This window comes from Ancylobacter sp. (assembly GCF_965249975.1).
Lineage (GTDB): Bacteria > Pseudomonadota > Alphaproteobacteria > Rhizobiales > Xanthobacteraceae > Ancylobacter.
Map to the genome: position 1 here is coordinate 58,338 of NZ_CBDFNE010000004.1, position 17,798 is coordinate 76,135.

The window sequence follows — 17,798 nt, forward strand, 5'->3', positions numbered from 1 at the left end:
ATGCAGTTCCGTATCGAGGCACTCGACCAGCATTACGGCTCCTCGCAGGTGTTGCGGCAGGTGGGGCTGGAGATCGCGCCGGGCGAGTGCCTGGCCGTTCTCGGCCGCAACGGCGCCGGCAAGACCACGCTGCTCAAATGCGTGATGGGGCTGATCGCGCCGAGCGCGGGGCGGGTGCTGCTCGACGGCGCGGATATCACCGGCTGGTCGCCCAATCGCCGCTCCCGCGCCGGCATCGCCTATGTGCCGCAGGGCCGTGAGATTTTCTCGGAACTGACGGTGGGCGAGAACATCGAGGCCGCCGCCCGGGCCCATGGCACCTATGGCACGGCGGCGATGGAGGAGGCGGTGAGCCTGTTCCCGGTGCTGGCCGAGATGTGGAAGCGCCCCGGCGGCGCGCTGTCGGGCGGGCAGCAGCAGCAGCTCGCCATTGCCCGCGCCCTCGTCACACGGCCGCGCGTGCTGATCCTCGACGAGCCGACCGAGGGCATCCAGCCCAACATCGTCGCCGCCATCGGCGAGGTGCTGCGCGCGCTGAAGGGCCGGCTCTCCATCCTGCTGGTCGAGCAATATCTCGACTTCGCCATCGAGACCGCCGACGCTTTCCTCATCCTCTCGCGCGGGGCCGTGGTGGAGCGCGGCCGCGCCGAGGCGATGAGCCGCGCCCATCTCACCCGCTTCATCGCCGTCTGACACGCGCTCGCGCCTCGCATCAGGAGTTCCCCATGTCGCGCCGCTTTGAAATCCCGGCCACGCCGGAAAACATGGTCTGGGGCTATCTCGACAGCCAGACCCCGCCCGTGCTCGAAGTCGCCTCGGGGGATGTGGTCACGCTGCATTCCTTCCCTGCCGGCGGCAAGGAGACGCTGCCCGAGACCCTGCCGGTTCCGGACGATTACCGGCTGGCGCTCGACACGCTGCCGCAGGGGCCGGGCCCGCATTTCATCACCGGCCCGATCTATGTGAAGGACGCCAAGCCCGGCGACGCGCTGCAGGTCGACATTCTCGACGTGAAGGTGCGCCAGGATTGGGGCTTCGTCTCCATCCTGCCGCTGCTCGGCACGTTGCCGGACGAGTTCACCGATTACGAGACCATCCACCCGGTGGTCGACCACGCCAAGAATGTCTGCATCATGCCTTGGGGCACCGAGATTCCGCTCGACCCCTTCTTCGGCATCATCGCCACCGCCCCGCCGCCGGCCTGGGGGCGTTGCGGCTCGCCGGTGCCGCGCGCCTTTGGCGGCAATATGGACAATAAGGAACTGCGCGCCGGCACCACGCTCTATCTGCCTGTCTTCAACGAGGGCGCGCTGTTCTTCGCCGGCGACGGCCACGGCGTGCAGGGCGATGGCGAGGTGTGCATCACCGCGCTGGAAACCGGCGTCACCGGCACGTTCCGCCTGACCGTGCGCAAGGACATGGCGCTCGACTGGCCCTTCGCCGAGAGCGCAACGCATCTGATGTCGATCGGCCTCGACGAGGATCTCGATGACGCCGCCAAGCAGGCGACGCGCGAGATGGTCAAGCATGTGTGCGAGCGCACCAATCTCTCGCGCAACCAGGCCTATATGCTGTGCTCGCTGGCGGGAAATCTGCGGGTGACGCAGATGGTGGACGGCAATAAGGGCGTGCACATGCTGCTGCGCAAATCGCTGCTGTGACGCCGCGCCGGGCGTGAGAACGGAAGCCGCCCGCGGGGGCGGCTTCCTTGTGTGCGGCTTGCCGGCCCTGCCCGGTCCGGGCGCGCGTCGTCCTTCCCCGGCAGGGCCGGGGACGCCGCGACGGCCGGAGCCGGATCAGTTCTTGCGGATGTAGAAGCCGTGCTGGCTGCCGGGCACCAGCTCGGTGGACAGGCCGAGCACGCTCTCGGCGCCGCCGAGCACGAGATAGGCGTCCGGCGCCATGACGCTGGCAATGCGGCTCAGCACGTCGCTTTTCGTCGGCGCGTCGAAATAGATCAGCACGTTGCGACAGAACACGATGTCGAACTGCCCGAGATGGCCGAAGGGTTGCAGCAGGTTCAGCCGGGAGAAGCGGACCATGGAGCGTATGTCGGCATTGATCCGCCACATGTCGCCCTCCTGGTTGAAGCACTTCAGCAGATACTGCACCGGCAGGCCGCGCTGCACCTCGAACTGGGTGTAGAGACCCTCCTTCGCCCGGTCGATCACCTCGCCGGAGAGATCGGTGGCGATGATCTCCACCCGCCTTCCACCGAGCAGCCGCTCATTGTCTCGCAGCAGCATGGCGATGGAATAGGGCTCCTGCCCGGTCGAGGCGGCGGCGCACCAGATGCGCAGCGGCTGGCCCGGCGGGCGACGCGAGACGATGCCCGGCAGGATCAGCGAGGCAAGCTGTTCGAAGGGCCGCTTGTCGCGGAAGAACAGCGACTCGTTCGTCGTCATCGCCTCGATCACCGCCTCGGCCAGCGGGGAGGTGCCGCGCTCGCGCAGGGCAGCGACAAGCCGCGTCACATTGGGGATCGAGGCCTTCCGCATCACCGGGTCGAGCCGCGTCTCCAGCAGGTAATGCTTGTCGTCAGAGAGGGCGAGACCGGATTTTTCCTTGAGGAAGCGACGGAGGAAGTCGAATTCGACAGGCGCGATCATTCACGGCCTCCCGTAAGCAGCCGGTTGACCCGTGGGCCGATCTCCACCAGCGGCAGAATGCCGGCGCAGGCGCCGATCGCCGCCGTGGCGCCGGGCATGCCCCAGACCACGCTGCTTTCTTCGTCCTGGGCGATGACGCTGCCGCCGAGATCGGCGATCTTCAGCGCGCCGCGCGCGCCGTCGCTGCCCATGCCGGTGAGCACGACGCTCAGCGCCGCGGCGCCATAGATGCCGGCGACCGATTCGAACATCGGATCGACGGCGGGCTTGCAGAAATTCACCGGCGCGCTGTCCATGAGGCGGATCCGGCTCACGCCGCCGCTCTGCACCACGTCCATGTGCAGGCCGCCCGGCGCGACATAGATCTGGCCGGCGACGAGGTCTTCCCCGTCGCGCCCTTCGGCGCAGCGACGACCCGAGGCGCGGGCGATGTGCTCGGCAAGGATGGCGGTGAAGGTGGGCGGCATGTGCTGCACCACCAGCACCGGCACGCGGCTGATGAAGGGACCGATATCGGCGAACAGCTTGGTCAGCGCCTGCGGCCCGCCCGTGGAGCTGCCGATGGCGAGGAGAGCCGGCGGCATGCGCGAATAGGCGCGCAGCTTGCCGTCGGTACGGCCGAGGCCGGGAATCTTCGCCGGGGCGGCGGCCGGGGCCGTCGCGGGCGTGCCGGCAGCGGGTGTGCCGGCCGTCGAGCCGACCGGCGGGCGCGGCATGGAGCGGCGGCGCACGCGCTGGCCGAGGCTGCGGGCCTTGGCCAGAAGCTCGGTGCGGAATTCTTCCGCCGCCACCGGGCCGCGCGCGCTGTCGGGCTTCGGCAGATAGTCCGCCGCGCCGAGGGTGAGCGCGCGCAGGCTGACTTCTGCGCCGCGACGGCTCAGCGCCGAGGCGACCAGCACCGCGGTGTTGGGCTTGCGCTCAAGAATGAGCGGCAGGGCGGTGAGGCCGTCCATGTCGGGCATTTCGAGATCGAGGATGACCACGTCCGGCTGCGAACTCTGGACATCGTCGGCGGCGCGGCGGCCATTGGGATGGGTGCCGACCACAGCGAACTCGCCGGATTCGCCGAGCCACTTGCTCAGGATGCCGCGCATGAACACCGAATCGTCGACGATCATCACCTTGATCGGCGGACCGGAAGGCTGCGCCTGCGCCGGCGTTGCGGGGGCCCCCGGGGGGCGTGCGAGCGTCATGTGGGCTCTTCCTCCAGCAGACCGACCTCGACAAGCTTCTCCCGCAGGATGTCCGCGTCGAACGGCTTCATGATGTACTCGTCCGCACCGGCCGAGAGGGCCGAGGCGATGTGGGAGGCATCGTTATTGGTGCTGCAGAACACCACACGCGGCGCGGTGCCGCCGGCCTCGTTGCGCAGCTGCTCCAGGAATTCGACGCCGGTGAGCTCCGGCATGTTCCAGTCGAGCAGGATGCCGTCCGGCATCTGCTGGCGGCAGCGCACGAGCGCCACGGCGCCGTTCTCGGCCTCGTCGACCTCGAACGCCCATTCTTCCAGCATCCGCCGCGCGACCTTGCGCACCACACTGGAGTCGTCAACGACAAGAAACGTCTTCATCGGCTTCGTTCCCGGCTCCGTCCCCTCATGCCGCGCTGCGCACGCCACCGACGGTGGCGAGCACACGCTCGACGTCGAGCACCACGAGCAGCTCCGTCTCCAGGCGATGCACGCCCTCGGCGAACTGCGTCCACTCTTCCTCGAGATTGGGCGGGTTGCTCTCATAGGTGCTGGGGTCGAGCAGCAGCACGTCCCCAACCCCGTCGATGAGCAGGGCGAACGCCTCGCCCGTGCGCTCGATCCCCACCGCCATGCGGGCGAGGGTGCCGTCCGACAGGCCGAGCAAGCGGCGCATGTCGATCATGGTGACGATGCGGCCGCGCAGGTTTAGCACCCCGTCGATCTCGCGCGAGGCGAGCGGCACCGGGGTGATGCGGTCGGGGACGAACACCTCGTTCACCGACGAGATCGGCAGGCCGAAGAGCTGTCCGCCGACGCGGACCGTCACATATTGATGGGCGTCGCTGCGCCCTTCCACATTGGCAGCTGCCGTGCTCATGCCGCCTTCTCCTCATCCTCGTGGACCGCGAATTCGCGCAGGGCGGCGAGGAGGCCATTGCGGTCGAACTTCGCGACATAATCGGTGAAACCGGCCATCCGGCCGCGTTCGATGGAATCCGGGTCGCCGCCGGTGGCGATGGCGATGATCGGCAGGTTCTCCATGTGCAGCACGCTGCGCACGCGCTCGGCGAAGCCGATGCCGTCGAGGCCGCGCAGGTCGACCTCGCTGACCACCGCGTCGAAGCGGGCGTCGCCGGAGAGCTTCTCCAGCGCCTCGCTGGCGGAGGTGCAGGTGGTCACGGCATAGCCGTTGCCCTTCAGCACCGGTTCCAGCATGGCGCGATGGAAGGCGTTGTCGTCCACCAGCAGCAGACGGCCGTTGCGCTCATGGCCATGCCCGACGGGAATGTCGAAGCTTTCGCCGAAGGCGCGCTGCACGAAATGGGCGACATCCAGCACCTCGGTCGCGGTGCCGTTGATGATCGCCCCGCCCATGATGTCCGGCGAGGTCGAGGACAGCTTGAGCTCGAAGGCGGTCTCGACGATGTCGACGATCTGGTCGACGACGAGGCCCATGGTCCGCTCGCCTTCCGAGAAGATGAGCAGCGGCTGCTTGCCGGAGGTCTTCCGCTCCACTTCGTCATTGGCGTAGAGGATCGGGATGAGCGTGCCGCGATACTGGGCGACGCAGCGATCCGACAGGCGCTCCACATCCTCGGCGTCGAGTTCTTCGAGGCGGGTGACGAGGGCGAGCGGCACCGCCTTGAGCCCTTCCGCGCCGGCGCGGCAGAGCAGCAGCGACATGCGGTTGGAATCGGCGCTCTTTGCGGCATCCGCCTCGCTCTTGGTCGCTTCGCCGGTCTTGTCCGAGCGGGCGGCGGCGAGCTGGGACAGGCCGTTGGGATCGATGATCATGATGACGCGCCCGTCGCCGAGAATGGTGCTGCCCGAGACCAGGGAGATGCCACGCAGCACCGAGGCGAGCGGCTTCACCACGATTTCCTCGGTGTGCGAGACGCTGTCGACCACCACGCCGAAGCGCTGGCTGCCGACCTGCATCACCACGATCAGCTCGCCTTCGGGGCGCTCGCCCCAATGGCAGGACAGGCCCATCACCGCGCCGAGATCGAGGATCGGCAGCAGCCGGTCGCGCAGGCGCAGCACATGGGCGTGCTTGATGAAGCTCAGCGAATGCTCGCTGTCGCCGCGCACCCGCACCAGCTCGACCACCGAGGTCTGCGGCAGGGCGAAGCGTTCGCCGGTGCTCTCGACGATCAGCGCCGGGACGATGGCCAGCGTCAGCGGGATCTTGATGGTGAAGGTGGTGCCCTCACCGCGCTTAGAGCGCACATCGACCGTGCCGCCGATCGCCTCGATATTGCAGCGCACCACATCCATGCCGACGCCGCGGCCCGACACGCTGGTGACCTGCTGCGCGGTGGAGAAGCCGGCCTGGAAGATGAAGCGGAAGGCCTGCGCATCGGTCATGCGCGCGGCATCGGCTTCCGAGCACAGGCCGTTTTCGACCGCCTTCGCCTTGATGCGGCTGACATCGAGCCCGCGCCCGTCATCGGCGATCTCGACGATGACATGGCCGCCCTCGTGATAGGCGGCGAGGCGGATCGTGCCCTTCTCCGGCTTGCCGGCGGCACGCCGCGCGGCGGGCAGCTCCAGACCGTGATCGGCGGAATTGCGCACCATATGGGTGAGCGGGTCCTTGATCTGGTCGAGCAGCTGCCGGTCGAGTTCGGTCTCGGCGCCGTGCTGCTCCAGCTCGATATGCTTGCCGAGTTCATGCGCGAGGTCGCGCACGATGCGCGGCAGCTTCTGCCAGGCATTGCCGATCGGCTGCATGCGGGTGCGCATCACCGCTTCCTGCAATTCGCCGGTCACGGTGGAGAGCCGCTGCAGCGGGCTCTTATACTCGCTGTCCTCGTTGCGGCGGCTGATTTCCATCAGCTGGTTGCGGGTCAGCACCAGCTCGGACACCATCGTCATCAGATGTTCGAGCACGGAGACGTTGACGCGGATGGTCTGCGCCGCCGCAGCCGCCGGGTCGTGTCCGGCCGCGGCCGGCTCGCCCTCGGCGGCCTTCGGCGCGAGCGCGGGGGCGGGCGTGGCGACCGCCTTGGGGCGGGCTTCCACCGCCGTCTCGCGGAACATGCGCTCCAGCTCGTCCAGCGGCACTTCGCCCGGCAGCAGTTCGCGCTCCAGCGTGCCGGCGGCGGAGGCGGTCTCCACCGGTGCCGGCATGGCGGCGGCGAGCGGCGGGGCCACCACCTCTTCCTCGACGCTTTCCTGCGCGGCTTCCGCTTCCAGCGCCGTGATCAGGTCCTCGTCCGCGCCCGGAGGCTCGACACCGTCGGTGCGCTCGATCTCGGCCAGGATCAGCTTGATCCGGTCGATGGTGCGCAGGATCAGGTCCACCGCGCCCGACTTCACCGGCCGGCCGTTGCGGAACTCATCCATCAGCGTCTCGGCGGCATGGGCGAGCCGTGCCAGCCGCGCCAGGCCGATGAAGCCGCACGTGCCCTTGATGGTGTGCACGAGGCGGAAGATGTTGTTGAGGATGTCCCGGTTGTTCGGGTCGGTTTCGAGCCTCAGAAGTTCGCCGTCGGCGACGTCGAGGCTTTCGCTGGTTTCCGTCAGGAATTCGCGGAGCAGATCGTCCATGACACTCACTGGATTGGGGTGATCTCGGAGCCGGCGCGCACGGCGCCGGCGGGGCTCAGGCGGCGCGGATGCGTTCGATGAAGGTGTCGACCTGGGTGCGCAGGCGGCTGGCCTGAGACGACAGATCGGTGGCGGAGCGGACGATCTCGGCGGAGACGCGGCCGGTATCGGCGGCGGCGACGCTCACCGTCGATATGCTGGAGGACACTTCCTGTGTGCCCTGGGCCGCCTGGTGGACGTTCTGCGCGATTTCACCGGTCGCCGCCCCCTGCTCGTCGATCGAGGTGGCGATGGCGCTGGAAATCTCGTCGATGCGGCGGATGGTGCCGGTAATGTTCTCGATCGCCCGCACCACGTCGTTGGTGGCGCCCTGCACGGCGGCGATCTGCGAGGAAATCTCGTCGGTCGCCTTCGAGGTCTGCTCGGCGAGGGTCTTCACTTCCATCGCCACAACCGCGAAGCCGCGTCCCGCCTCGCCCGCCCGCGCCGCCTCGATGGTGGCGTTGAGGGCCAGCAGATTGGTCTGCGAGGCGATGTCGGTGATGAGGTTCACCACCTGGCCGATGCGCTGGGCGTTGGTGGAAAGGCCGCGCACCACATCGGCCGTGCCGGTCGCCTGTTCGGTGGCTTCGCCGGCGATCTTGGCGGCGGTGGCCACCTGATGGCCGATCTCGCGCACCGAGGCGGCGAGTTCCTCGGCGGCGGAGGCGGCGATCTGCACATTGCTCGTCGCCTGTTCGGCGGCGGCGGCGACGACGGTGGACTGCTTGCTGGTCTCGTCGGCGGACGAGCTCATGCTGGAAGCGGAGTGCTCGAGCTGGGTGACGGCGGCCGCCACGGAGCGGACGACGCCGGAGACTTCGCTGTCGAAACGGTCGGCGAGATCGCGCATGGCGACGCGCTTCTCGGCTTCCATGCGCTCGGCATTGGTGGCCTGCTCGGCGCGCAGCTGCTCGGCATCGCGCAGCTTGCCCAGGAGCTCGCCGGTGGAGCGCCAGAGGTCACCGATCTCGTCCTTGCCGGGATTGGCCTCGACCGCGACATCGAGCTTGCCATTGGCCACGGCCTTGACCGTTTCGATGACCCGGCGGATGGGACGGCTCAGCGTGACGACGCCGATATAGAGGCCGGTGCCGATGCCGATGAGAAGGCCGATGATCGTCGCGGAGAGGATGACGAAGCCGGCCCAGGCGCTGACGGTGTTGAACTCCTCGCGCAGCGGGTCGGTCATGTCGCGCAGCCGCTCGACATGTTCCTTGAGCGAGGTCTGCAGCGCCTTGCGGTTGGCGCGGTTGGCCTCGTTGTTGCCCTGCGTGTTAGCCGCCTGCGGGCCTTCCAGGGTGGCGAGGCGCGCGGTCTCGGTGCGGAAGGTGACGAAGTCGGCGACATCCTTGGCGACCGGGCCGAAGCTCGCGCGCACATCGGCGTCATTGGTCGAGGTCACTTCCTGCGCGGTCTCCTCCAGCTGGTTGAGGCTGCGCTTCAGGCCGGCGACGAAGGGCTTGGCGGCTTCCGTGTCCTTCGACATGTAGATGCCGCGCGCGTCCATGACGACGGTGCTGACCAGGCCGTTGATGCGTTCGGCGAGGAAGGCCTGGCGGTGCAATTGGTCGAGCTTGTTGGCCAGGCGGGTTTCATGCGCCAGCGTGTAGACCGAAATGCCGCCGACGATCGCCGTTGTCAGGCCCAACGTGGCGACGATGGAGTAGATTTTACCGGTGATCTTCATGTGGACATTTCCGGGTGAGATCAATGCGTTGCTTTTTCGCCTGAGGCGGCGGATGATTTCTTCTTCGGCGCGTCGCCGGTCCTGTCGACAAGGGCACGTATTTCGGACTTGTCGATGTAGTTGATGCCGTCGACGAGTATTTCGGTTATGACCTCGCCCTTCAGCTTTTCATTTGCCCTGTTGCGAATGTTGGCCATCATCTCGGCGAGGTTGTATTTCGACAACTTGCCGAATTCGATGCGGCCTTCAGTGTAAATCTCGTCAAAGGCCGCGTTGGTGACGAAGATCTGCGGTTCGATCGGCAGCTTGCGCAGCGTCCCCGCATCGGCGGTGAACACCAGCTTGGCGATGACATAGCCGCGCACGGTGCCGTCGATGATCATCGGCACGTTGATGGGGTCGAGCCGGCGATATTCGAGCCCGGCGAGGTAGGGTTCCTCGCTCTTGGCGCCGGCCGATCCCGCCATCCAATAGGCCCCGCCATAGCTCGCCAGCAGCGTTACCAGGCAGACCCAGAGGCCGATGAACAGCAGACGCATCATCGCGCGGCCTGCCGGTTGAGCTGGGCGAAGGAGTAGGTGCCGTCGGATTCCGCCTCGCCCATTTCGCGGCCGAGAAGGGCGGCGATTTCCTGCGCGGCGGAAAGATGGATGCGCAGCATGTCCTGATTGGCCTCCAGCCCGGCCCGCAGCCGCGCCAGCCGCGCGGACAGCCCGCCCTCGCGGGCGGCGTCGAACGCTTCGGGCAGCGAGCGAATGGCGCGCGTCAGTTCCAGCAGGCTGCGGCTCTTGCGGCGGTTGATCTCCTCGAAGTCCAGCGGCCGGCGCTGGGCGAGCGCGGAGGTTTCCTCCTTCACCGTCTCTTCCAGCCGGTCGAGCAGGCCCTTCAGCGTCGCAAGGGCGGGGTTGGCGGTCATGATGCGCTGGACCCGCCCCGCGCGGCGGCGAGGTGCTGGGCGATGCCGATGCCGCCGGACTTCGCCACTTCGTCGGCGATGCGCTCGGCCAGCATGGAGCGCCAGACCTGCCCGGCGGTGCCGGCGCCGAACAGGGTGGCGCTCGATTTCGGCAGCAGCTGCTCGACGAAGCCGCTCAGCACCATCGCCTCGAAGCGCCGATAGGGCGAGGCGCCGGGCGCCTCGTGACGGGCGGAGAGAGCGGTGGCGTTGGACAGCGCCCGGGCGGAGAAGCCGCCGAGCGGGCCGGTGCCTTCACCGAGGACCGGAACGGCGACACCTTCGCTGGCGAGGGCGTCGTCGAAACGCGCGCCCTCCGCGAGGTCCACGGCCCCGGCCGGACCGGCGGACGCGACCTCGCGCAGCCGCGCCGCCATGGCCTGCGCCTTGTGCGGATCGGCGGCTTTCACCACGTCGAGAAGGATATCGGATGGCGGCTGAATGCTCATCGGCTGCACCGTTACATTTTGACGGTTGCAGCCTCGCAGGTCAGGCTGGCGGGAAGCTTGCGCCACTCCGGGCGATGAAAGCCTCGAGCGCGTCGTCGAGATCGGCGCGCTCCTGCGCGGCGTTGGCGTGGGCGGCGGCCTTGCCGGTCAGGCGCTCCGCCCGCTTCAGCCGCATGGCGGCGTCGAGCGCGACCACCTTCTGGCGTGCCACTTCCTGCTGCAGCCGGGCGATCTGCGCGTCGAGCGCGCGCAGGCGCGGGGCGGCGAGGGCGATGACGAAGGAGGGCACGGCCTCGTTGTTGAGCACGGCGAGCACCTCGCCCCGCTCCCGCTGCACCTCGGCCAGCGCCCGCTCCAGCTGGGCGAGCGCGCTTTCGGCGCGCTGGTGCATCTGCCCCTGCACGGATTCGATCCGGCGTGCCTTGCGCAGTGTGGCGACCATGGTTCAGCCTTTCACCAGCCAGGAGGCGAAGGCCTCCAGGAACATGCGCAGCACATCGTCCACCGTCGCATAGAGCAGCAGCAACCCGCCGGCGGTGATGATGGGCATCGCAATGAAATAGACGGGTATTTGCGGGGTCAGCTTGTTGATGAGGCCGACCGCGAAGTTCACCACCACGGAATAGATGAGGAACGGGCTTGCCAGCCGCAGCGCCAGCAGGAAGGTGTCGGTGAGCCGGTCCACCACCAAGGCAAGCGAGGCGCCGGTCTGGAAGGTGCCGGCCGGCGGCAGACGCGCATAGGAATCGATGAGCGCGCGCAGGATTTCCCAGTGCTGCTCGGTGGCGAAGAGCAGGGCGATGGCCGACAACCCCATCAGCGTGGCGATCTCCGGCACCTGGCCTTCATCGTCGGCCATCATGCTGGAAGGGGTGGCGAGGCTCAGCGCCTGCGCCGCCGCCGTCATCAGCGTCTGCAGGGCGAGAAAGAAAATGCGCGCGAGCAGGCCGATAATGCCGCCGGTGGCGAGTTCGCCGCCGATCGCCAGCAGCAACTGGGCCTGCGACAGGCCGGCCACGGTGCGGGTGATGCCGTCGCCGAGCAGCGGGTAGAGGGCATAGGAAATACCCAGCGCCAGGAACAGCCGGACCTTGGCCGGCAGACGGCTGCTGGAAAACGCCGGCATCAGCATGAAGCAGGCGCCGAGGCGGCAGAAGATGAGGAACGCCGCGACGAGGGGCGCCTCCGCCGCGCTGTTCACGCGATGGCCCCGAGCGAGGAGATTTCCACCCCGCGGGCGATTTCCACATGCGAGAGCACCGGCAGCGCTGGGAACATGCGCTCGATGATCATCCGGACATAGGGCCGGGCGTCGGGGGCGGTGACGAGGGCGAAGCTGCCGGCGCTGCGCATGCGCTCGCGAATGGCGGTAGAGGCCTCGGTGCCGAACTGCTCGACAAGGCGCGGGTCGATGTCGAACTCCGCCACCTCGCCCTTGGCGTCGCGCTTCAGGCTCTCATGGAAGGTGAGGTCCCATTTGCCGCCGAGCCGCAGCACCTTCAGCACCCCGCCCTCGGAAAGATCGCCGCAGATCTGCTGCGCCATGCGCATGCGCACATGTTCCACCACCTGCTCGGAACGGCGGGCATGCGGCACGATCTCGGCGATGGCTTCGAGGATGAGGTGCAGGTTGCGGACCGAGACGCGCTCGGCCAGCAGCAGCTTGAGCACCGCCTGCAGCCCGGAATAGGAGATCTGCGAGGGGCACATATCCTCGATCAGCCGCTTATATTCGGGATCGAGCCGGTCGAGCAGCGCGCGCATGTCCTTGTAGGACAGCAGCTGGGCGAGATTGTTCGACACCACCTCGCTAACATGGGTGAGCATGATGGAAAGCGCGTCGATGGGAATGAAGCCCTCGCGCTTGACCTCGGCGGCATAGGCGTCCGACACCCACAGCGCCTTCATGCCGAAGGCCGGCTCGCGGGTCTCGTCGCCGGGCACGTCCGGGCGCGGGCCTTCGCCGATCACCACCAGCGCTTCGCCGATCCGCATCTCATGGCCGGTGATGGCGGTGCCGTGCAGCCGGATCTGGTAGTTCTTCGCCGGCAGGCCGAGCCCTTCCGTCACGCGGATGTCGGGCACCACGAAGCCGTAGCGCTCGGCGAATTTGCGCCGCATCTTGCCGATGCGGTGGGCGAGTTCGGCCGGGTTGCGCAGCACGATGGTGGCGAGCTGCTTGCCGACCACCACCTCGACCTCGGCGGTGCGCAGCGATTCCTTGACCGAATCCTTGGCCTCGGCAGCGGCCTGCTGCTGCGCCTGCGCGGCGCGGGCCTGCTCGGCCTCCTTCTGCCGGGCGAGGTGCTGCGGCACCTTGTAGCCGACAAAGGCCATGATGGCGCCGAGGCCGGCGAAGGGCACCAGCGGCAGGCCGGGCACCAGCGCCAGGCAGAACAGCAGGGCGGCGGCGACATAGAGCGCGCGCGGATAGGCGCCGAGCTGGCCGAGCACCGCCTTTTCCGTGGCGCCGCGTGTGCCGCCCTTCGACACCAGCAGGCCGGCGGCGAGCGAGACGATGAGGGCGGGGATCTGCGAGACCAGCCCGTCGCCGACGGAGAGGCGGGTATAGATGTCCGCCGCTTCGTGCAGCGCCATGCCGTGACGGGTGACGCCGATGATGATGCCGCCGAAAATGTTGACGGCGATGATGATCAGGCTCGCCACCGCCTCGCCGCGCACGAATTTGGAGGCGCCGTCCATCGAGCCGAAGAAGGAGCTTTCCTCCTCCAGCTCGCTGCGCCGCTTCTGGGCTTCCTTGTCGTCGATGAGGCCGGCATTGAGATCGGCGTCGATCGCCATCTGCTTGCCGGGGATGGCGTCGAGGGTAAAGCGCGCGCCGACCTCGGCGATGCGGGTGGCGCCCTTGGTGATGACGAGGAAGTTGACGGTGATCAGGATGACGAAGACGACGATACCGATGACGAAATCGCCGCTCATCACCAGCTGCGAGAAGCCGCTGATGATGTGTCCGGCGGCGTGAACGCCCTCGCCGCCTTCCGCGAGGATGAGGCGCGTGGTGCCGATGCCGAGCGCGAGGCGCAGCAGGGTGGCGATCAGCAGCACGGTGGGGAAGGCGCTGAATTCCAGCGGCTTCTGGATCCACAGCGCCACCATCAGGATCAGCACGGAGAGCGCGATGGAGAGCGCCAGCCCGAGATCGATGAGCGGGGCCGGGATGGGCAGGAACAGGATGGTGAGGATGGCGACGATGCCCGCCGCGAAGCCTATGTCGCGCCGGGAGGCGCGCTCAGTGGCGGGTGCGGCGGTCAGGGCGCTCATGATGCATCAGAATCCGGTGCCGATGCGGCCATAGACCTCCTGCGTGAAGGCGAGGATCTGCTGGCCGACGAAGGTGGCGGTGAGGGCGGTGACGATGAGCACCGCGATGATTTTCGGGATGAAGGTGAGGGTGACTTCCTGCACCTGCGTCAGAGCCTGGAACAGGGCGACGCCGATGCCGACCAGCATCGCCGCCGCGACCGCGGGGCCGGACGCGATGATGATGGTCCAGATGGCGGACTGGACGATATCGAGAGCGTCGGCCTCGTTCATCGCTCAGGCGATCCGGATGCCGGAACCGAGGGTGATCTCCCGCCCGTCGGTGAGGGTGGCGACCGGCGCTTCCGAGGTGATGCGCACCGAGGCCACCTGTCCGGTCACGCTGCCATCGGCGCTGGTGACGGTGCGCCCGACGGCGGCATCGGCGATCTGCAGCGCGGAGGAGGTGAGCAGCCGGTCGAGCTTGGCATTGGCCGAGACGCTCTGTTCCACCTGCGAGAAGGAGGCGAGCTGGCCCAGATACTGGGCGCTGTCCATCGGCTTGGTCGGGTCCTGCGTCTTCATCTGGGCGACGAGCAGCTGCAGGAAGGCGCTGTAGTCGAGCGTGCTGCCGCCCGACTTGGCCGGCGCGGCCGCGCTTGTGCTGCCACCGAGGGCGTTGATGCTGGTCATGGCGGAACTCCCTTGGGGCCGCACGCAACAGGCGGCGGCGGGGCGGCAGCGTTGGCGCGGCTCGGAAAAGGTTCAGGCGGCCCGGGGCGCGTCGCAGCCGAGGATGGTCTCCTCGACGAGGAACAGGCGGCGGATAGAGCGCAGCGCGTCGAAATAGCGGCCGGTATCGACGAGATCGCCGATCTGGGTCAGCGCGGCGACCATCGACTCGGTGCGGAAGGAGACGACGAGCGCGGCGAGCTGCTCGCGGAACAGGCGCTGGGCCTGGTTCATGCGGTGCGGCTCGATCAGCATCATCTGCACCACGAAATAGAGCTGGCGCAGCGGCGTGGTGGTGTCCTCGACCTGGAGAACATGGCTTTCCAGCAGGAAGGCCACGTCATTCATCAGCTCGACGGTCACCCGGCGGTCGACGCGGATGACGGCGCCGTTGAGAAACAGGCGTTCACCGGGCTTGAGGGAAATCTGCATCGCCGCGCCTCACATCAGCCCGTCGCGGATGGAACGGTTGACCTCGATGAGGGCGGCAAAATTGGAGGAGCGTTCCTGAACGATCTGGTCCGCCTCCTTGATCACCCACAGGCCGATGGAGATCAGATTGCCGCGCAGCTGCTCGGCCAGCTCATTGTGCGGATCGCTGAGGTCGCGGATGAGGAAGCCCCAGAGCTTCTGCAGATAGAGCACCGCCTCGGCGGCCTCCGGCGAGGACGGGCCGTTGGCCTGGGCGCGCGTCAGCATGTCGATGGCGCGGTCGAGCGCGAGGCGCTCCTCGTCCCGGGCTTCGGCAGCGGAATCGCCGAGTATCTCGGCATAGGAGAAGCGGTACATCTTTAGACCTTTCGTCCTAGACGTAGTCCATGATGGACAGTTTAAGTATTCGCGCGGTCAGCGAGTACGACATCTCGACCTGGGTGGTCATGGTGTCGAACCGCGTCTTGGCTTCGGCCGGGTCGACGGCTTCGAGCACGTTGAGGCGGCGATCCGTGGCGTCGATGGCGCTACGCATCAGGGTGTCGGCGGCGTCGATGCGGCTCTGGGCGGAGCCGACCCGGGTCGATATGTCGGTGACGCCGGAAATGGCGCTGCCGAGGAGGCCACGGGTCTTGTCGAGCACGGTGTTCAGCGCGTCGCCCTTGAGCCCGGCGCCTCCCAGCGTCGCCATCATGGTGTATGCCATGGCGAGCTTGCGCATGGCTGGCTCATTGGCGCTGGCGCCGACCTCGATCTGGGCGGTGGAGGAGATGGCGGCGCGGCGGTTCTCGCTGCTGGCGTCCGACCAGGTGGCGCTCCAGCCCGGCTCCTCGAAGGAGGCGGCGAAGGTGGTGTCGATGAAGTCGGCGAGGTCGGCGACGGGGATCTGCGCCACGGCCGGATCCTTCATCGGATCGGCGGGATCAAGCCCGAAGCGGGCGGCGAAGGCCCCTGTTATCGCCGCCTCCGGCCCCTCCTCGAAGCCGGCCATCGGCTTGGTGCCGCTGTTCAGCCCGCCGAAAAGATAGCGCCGGCCATCGGTGAGGTTGAGCGTCGAGGTGAGCGCATCGAGGGCGGAACGTCCCTGCGCCGCCAGCACGCCGGCGCCGCTATTGGCGTCGGAAATGCCGACCATGGCGCTGAGGAAACGATCGGCCTGGCCGCGAATGTCGTCGAGCGCGGTCTGGGTGCGGTCGAGCACGGCGCCGGTCGAGGCATTGCCGTCGATCAGGCTCTGCAGCGAGGTCTGGTCGCGCCGCAGGGTGAGGTTCTCGCCGACCGCCACGCCGAGATCGCGGCCGATATCGGCGCGCCGGCCGGTGGTGAGTTCCTGGCTCGCCTTGGCGAGTTCGCTCTGCAGCCGGGGCAGGGCGGCGCGCGGCGCATTGTTGAGCGAGAGGGTGGAGATAAAGCTGGAGTGCATCGCTTACCTCAGAGCCTGGAAGAGCGCGTCATAGAGGCTGCTGACCACGGCAATGAGCTTGGACGAGGCTTGGTAGCTGCGTTCGAGGTCGAGCTGCCGGGCATATTCATCGTCCATGTTGATGCCGGTGGCGTTGGACAGCGCCGAGGAGGCATGGGCGAGCAGCGCGGTTTCGCTTTCCGTCTCCCGCGCCGCCACCTGCCGCTGGCCTTCCAGCCAGCCGGTGGAAGCGGCGGCGAAATCGGCCATGGTGGAGCGGGCGGGAATGCCGGAGGCGGGGTCGAAATCGCGCACCTCGGCCAGCGCGGCGCCACCTGCCTGCAGATGCGCGCCGAAGCTCGGCTGGCCGCTCGTATTGACCACATAGGCCGCGCCATTGATGCCGCCGTCGCGCAGCCGGCTCGGGCTGCCGCCCTGCGCGGGATCGACCGCCGGGTTGACGGTGAGACGCGCGGCGAGGCCGGTGGGGCCCGCCGGCAGGTTCGCCGTGCCATCGGTGAACAGGCCGGGCGCGTCGGGCGCGCCACCGCCGGTCTGGTCCTTCTCGGCAAAGGCCTGAGTGAGGCCGAAGGCGAGGGAGTCGAGCTGCGTCTCCAGCGTCACGGCGGTGCGGTCGCGCAGTTCGGCGAGGCCGGCGATCCGGCCGGAGCGCAGCGGCATGGTGGCGTCGGCGCCGGTGACGCTGACGCCATCCACCATCACCGCCTTGCCGGCCATGCCGGCGGCGAGCACCGGCGTGGTGGCGAAGCTGACGCTGCGCGGCGTGGTCTCGAACAGGGTGGCGCCGCCATCGGTGTAGAGCACGAGGTCGTTATTGCCGCGCGAGACAGCGGTGACGCCCATTTCCTCGGCCAGGCTGGCGAGCAGCGTGTCGCGCCGGTCCATCGCGTCGCTGACATCGCGCCCGGCGCCGGTGCCGCGCACCACCGTGTCGTTCTCGGTGGCGAACTGCTTGAGCAGATCGTTGACCCGTGCCACCGAGCGCGCCATGCCGCTATCGGCCTCGGAGCGGACGGTGCGCACGGTGGTGGCGGCGCTGTTGAGCGTGGTGGCGAGGTCCTGCGCCATGGTGACGGTGCGGGCGCCGAGCGCGGGATCGTCCGGAGCGTTGGCGAACTGGGCGAGCGCGTCGCCAAGCGCGCCAAGGCGTGCCGCCGGCGAATTGTCGCCGGTGACATCGCCCATGCCGGTGCGCAGCCGGTCGAGCCCATCCAGCACCGCCTGCCGGTCGGCCGCGTTCGAGGTCGCGCCGAGCATGCGCGTATAGAGCGGTCCGTCGCTCGCCCGCGACACGGTGACGACATAGGCGCCGCCCGTCGCTTCCGTCGTGGTGACGGCGATCTTGCGCGAGGAGCCCGGCTGACCCGCATTGGCGATGTTGCGGGTCGTCGTCTCGATCTGCGTTGAGGTCGCCGCGAGCGAAGCGCGGGCGGTGTTGAAGGCGAGCGACAGGCTCATCGGCGT

20 protein-coding genes are annotated in these 17,798 nt (G+C 68.2%); 2 read left to right on the forward strand and 18 right to left on the reverse strand.

Annotated elements, in window-relative coordinates:
- Entirely contained in the window at positions 1 to 693 is a 693-nt protein-coding gene (gene urtE, locus ACP2AH_RS04900; RefSeq protein ID WP_425104787.1) for an urea ABC transporter ATP-binding subunit UrtE, read from the forward strand.
- Positions 694 to 725: 32 nt separating this feature from the next.
- Positions 726 to 1,661: an acetamidase/formamidase family protein gene (locus tag ACP2AH_RS04905; protein ID WP_425104788.1), complete on the forward strand. Its 936-nt coding sequence runs from the start codon at positions 726 to 728 to the stop codon at positions 1,659 to 1,661.
- A gap of 135 nt (positions 1,662 to 1,796) precedes the next feature.
- Here ACP2AH_RS04905 and ACP2AH_RS04910 read toward each other — a convergent pair whose 3' ends face one another.
- The 18 genes from ACP2AH_RS04910 to flgK all read right to left on the reverse strand — a co-directional run bounded on the left by ACP2AH_RS04910 (position 1,797) and on the right by flgK (position 17,792).
- Entirely contained in the window at positions 1,797 to 2,609 is an 813-nt protein-coding gene (locus ACP2AH_RS04910) for a CheR family methyltransferase (RefSeq protein WP_425104789.1), read from the reverse strand.
- Positions 2,606 to 3,802 (reverse strand): protein-glutamate methylesterase/protein-glutamine glutaminase, encoded by a 1,197-nt coding sequence (locus tag ACP2AH_RS04915; protein ID WP_425104790.1) that lies wholly within the window; start codon positions 3,800 to 3,802, stop codon positions 2,606 to 2,608. Before ACP2AH_RS04915 ends, ACP2AH_RS04910 begins: the two co-directional genes overlap by 4 nt.
- Positions 3,799 to 4,179: a response regulator gene (locus ACP2AH_RS04920; RefSeq protein WP_425104791.1), complete on the reverse strand. Its 381-nt coding sequence runs from the start codon at positions 4,177 to 4,179 to the stop codon at positions 3,799 to 3,801. The genes ACP2AH_RS04915 and ACP2AH_RS04920 overlap by 4 nt, the downstream gene beginning before the upstream one ends.
- Before the next feature lie 25 nt (positions 4,180 to 4,204).
- A complete protein-coding gene (locus ACP2AH_RS04925; RefSeq protein ID WP_244450412.1) occupies positions 4,205 to 4,678 on the reverse strand; it encodes a chemotaxis protein CheW in 474 nt (157 codons plus the stop codon).
- Positions 4,675 to 7,353, reverse strand: a complete 2,679-nt coding sequence (locus ACP2AH_RS04930) for a chemotaxis protein CheW (protein WP_425104792.1) — start codon at positions 7,351 to 7,353, stop codon at positions 4,675 to 4,677. The genes ACP2AH_RS04925 and ACP2AH_RS04930 overlap by 4 nt, the downstream gene beginning before the upstream one ends.
- Positions 7,354 to 7,408: 55 nt before the next feature.
- Entirely contained in the window at positions 7,409 to 9,082 is a 1,674-nt protein-coding gene (locus ACP2AH_RS04935) for a methyl-accepting chemotaxis protein (protein ID WP_425104793.1), read from the reverse strand.
- A 20-nt stretch (positions 9,083 to 9,102) separates the two neighbouring features.
- The gene (locus ACP2AH_RS04940) at positions 9,103 to 9,624 is read right to left on the reverse strand and encodes a hypothetical protein (protein WP_425104794.1); all 522 of its coding nucleotides are present in this window, start codon (positions 9,622 to 9,624) and stop codon (positions 9,103 to 9,105) included.
- On the reverse strand, positions 9,621 to 9,998 hold the full coding sequence (locus tag ACP2AH_RS04945) for a hypothetical protein (protein WP_425104795.1): 378 nt from the start codon (positions 9,996 to 9,998) through the stop codon (positions 9,621 to 9,623). Before ACP2AH_RS04945 ends, ACP2AH_RS04940 begins: the two co-directional genes overlap by 4 nt.
- The gene (locus ACP2AH_RS04950; RefSeq protein ID WP_425104796.1) at positions 9,995 to 10,486 is read right to left on the reverse strand and encodes a rod-binding protein; all 492 of its coding nucleotides are present in this window, start codon (positions 10,484 to 10,486) and stop codon (positions 9,995 to 9,997) included. The genes ACP2AH_RS04945 and ACP2AH_RS04950 overlap by 4 nt, the downstream gene beginning before the upstream one ends.
- Before the next feature lie 40 nt (positions 10,487 to 10,526).
- A complete protein-coding gene (locus ACP2AH_RS04955; RefSeq protein ID WP_425104797.1) occupies positions 10,527 to 10,928 on the reverse strand; it encodes a hypothetical protein in 402 nt (133 codons plus the stop codon).
- A gap of 3 nt (positions 10,929 to 10,931) precedes the next feature.
- Positions 10,932 to 11,687, reverse strand: coding sequence for a flagellar biosynthetic protein FliR (locus ACP2AH_RS04960; RefSeq protein WP_425104798.1), 756 nt, complete (start codon positions 11,685 to 11,687; stop codon positions 10,932 to 10,934).
- Positions 11,684 to 13,768, reverse strand: coding sequence for a flagellar biosynthesis protein FlhA (gene flhA / locus ACP2AH_RS04965; protein WP_425104799.1), 2,085 nt, complete (start codon positions 13,766 to 13,768; stop codon positions 11,684 to 11,686). The genes ACP2AH_RS04960 and flhA overlap by 4 nt, the downstream gene beginning before the upstream one ends.
- Before the next feature lie 6 nt (positions 13,769 to 13,774).
- Positions 13,775 to 14,041, reverse strand: coding sequence for a flagellar biosynthesis protein FliQ (fliQ, locus tag ACP2AH_RS04970; protein WP_307021828.1), 267 nt, complete (start codon positions 14,039 to 14,041; stop codon positions 13,775 to 13,777).
- A 3-nt stretch (positions 14,042 to 14,044) separates the two neighbouring features.
- Positions 14,045 to 14,440 (reverse strand): flagellar hook assembly protein FlgD, encoded by a 396-nt coding sequence (gene flgD / locus ACP2AH_RS04975; RefSeq protein WP_244450422.1) that lies wholly within the window; start codon positions 14,438 to 14,440, stop codon positions 14,045 to 14,047.
- Between the two features lie 72 nt (positions 14,441 to 14,512).
- Positions 14,513 to 14,911, reverse strand: coding sequence for a flagellar biosynthesis repressor FlbT (flbT, locus tag ACP2AH_RS04980; protein ID WP_244450423.1), 399 nt, complete (start codon positions 14,909 to 14,911; stop codon positions 14,513 to 14,515).
- Between the two features lie 9 nt (positions 14,912 to 14,920).
- Entirely contained in the window at positions 14,921 to 15,268 is a 348-nt protein-coding gene (flaF, locus tag ACP2AH_RS04985) for a flagellar biosynthesis regulator FlaF (protein WP_421699448.1), read from the reverse strand.
- Between the two features lie 16 nt (positions 15,269 to 15,284).
- Positions 15,285 to 16,334 (reverse strand): flagellar hook-associated family protein, encoded by a 1,050-nt coding sequence (locus ACP2AH_RS04990; RefSeq protein WP_425104800.1) that lies wholly within the window; start codon positions 16,332 to 16,334, stop codon positions 15,285 to 15,287.
- Between the two features lie 3 nt (positions 16,335 to 16,337).
- Positions 16,338 to 17,792, reverse strand: a complete 1,455-nt coding sequence (flgK, locus tag ACP2AH_RS04995; RefSeq protein ID WP_425104801.1) for a flagellar hook-associated protein FlgK — start codon at positions 17,790 to 17,792, stop codon at positions 16,338 to 16,340.
- Between the last annotated feature and the right edge of the window lie 6 nt (positions 17,793 to 17,798).

Bases quoted from the DNA above. Each gene is read 5' to 3' on its own strand.
- flgK (WP_425104801.1), bottom strand. From the start codon at position 17,792: ATGAGCCTGTCGCTCGCCTTCAACACCGCCCGCGCTTCGCTCGCGGCG.
- ACP2AH_RS04910 (WP_425104789.1), bottom strand. From the start codon at position 2,609: ATGATCGCGCCTGTCGAATTCGACTTCCTCCGTCGCTTCCTCAAGGAA.
- ACP2AH_RS04945 (WP_425104795.1), bottom strand. From the start codon at position 9,998: ATGACCGCCAACCCCGCCCTTGCGACGCTGAAGGGCCTGCTCGACCGG.
- flaF (WP_421699448.1), bottom strand. From the start codon at position 15,268: ATGTACCGCTTCTCCTATGCCGAGATACTCGGCGATTCCGCTGCCGAA.
- urtE (WP_425104787.1), top strand. From the start codon at position 1: ATGCAGTTCCGTATCGAGGCACTCGACCAGCATTACGGCTCCTCGCAG.
- ACP2AH_RS04955 (WP_425104797.1), bottom strand. From the start codon at position 10,928: ATGGTCGCCACACTGCGCAAGGCACGCCGGATCGAATCCGTGCAGGGG.
- ACP2AH_RS04925 (WP_244450412.1), bottom strand. From the start codon at position 4,678: ATGAGCACGGCAGCTGCCAATGTGGAAGGGCGCAGCGACGCCCATCAA.
- ACP2AH_RS04940 (WP_425104794.1), bottom strand. From the start codon at position 9,624: ATGATGCGTCTGCTGTTCATCGGCCTCTGGGTCTGCCTGGTAACGCTG.
- ACP2AH_RS04915 (WP_425104790.1), bottom strand. From the start codon at position 3,802: ATGACGCTCGCACGCCCCCCGGGGGCCCCCGCAACGCCGGCGCAGGCG.
- ACP2AH_RS04930 (WP_425104792.1), bottom strand. From the start codon at position 7,353: ATGGACGATCTGCTCCGCGAATTCCTGACGGAAACCAGCGAAAGCCTC.
- ACP2AH_RS04990 (WP_425104800.1), bottom strand. From the start codon at position 16,334: ATGCACTCCAGCTTTATCTCCACCCTCTCGCTCAACAATGCGCCGCGC.
- flhA (WP_425104799.1), bottom strand. From the start codon at position 13,768: ATGAGCGCCCTGACCGCCGCACCCGCCACTGAGCGCGCCTCCCGGCGC.
- flgD (WP_244450422.1), bottom strand. From the start codon at position 14,440: ATGACCAGCATCAACGCCCTCGGTGGCAGCACAAGCGCGGCCGCGCCG.
- flbT (WP_244450423.1), bottom strand. From the start codon at position 14,911: ATGCAGATTTCCCTCAAGCCCGGTGAACGCCTGTTTCTCAACGGCGCC.
- ACP2AH_RS04920 (WP_425104791.1), bottom strand. From the start codon at position 4,179: ATGAAGACGTTTCTTGTCGTTGACGACTCCAGTGTGGTGCGCAAGGTC.
- ACP2AH_RS04905 (WP_425104788.1), top strand. From the start codon at position 726: ATGTCGCGCCGCTTTGAAATCCCGGCCACGCCGGAAAACATGGTCTGG.
- fliQ (WP_307021828.1), bottom strand. From the start codon at position 14,041: ATGAACGAGGCCGACGCTCTCGATATCGTCCAGTCCGCCATCTGGACC.
- ACP2AH_RS04950 (WP_425104796.1), bottom strand. From the start codon at position 10,486: ATGAGCATTCAGCCGCCATCCGATATCCTTCTCGACGTGGTGAAAGCC.
- ACP2AH_RS04935 (WP_425104793.1), bottom strand. From the start codon at position 9,082: ATGAAGATCACCGGTAAAATCTACTCCATCGTCGCCACGTTGGGCCTG.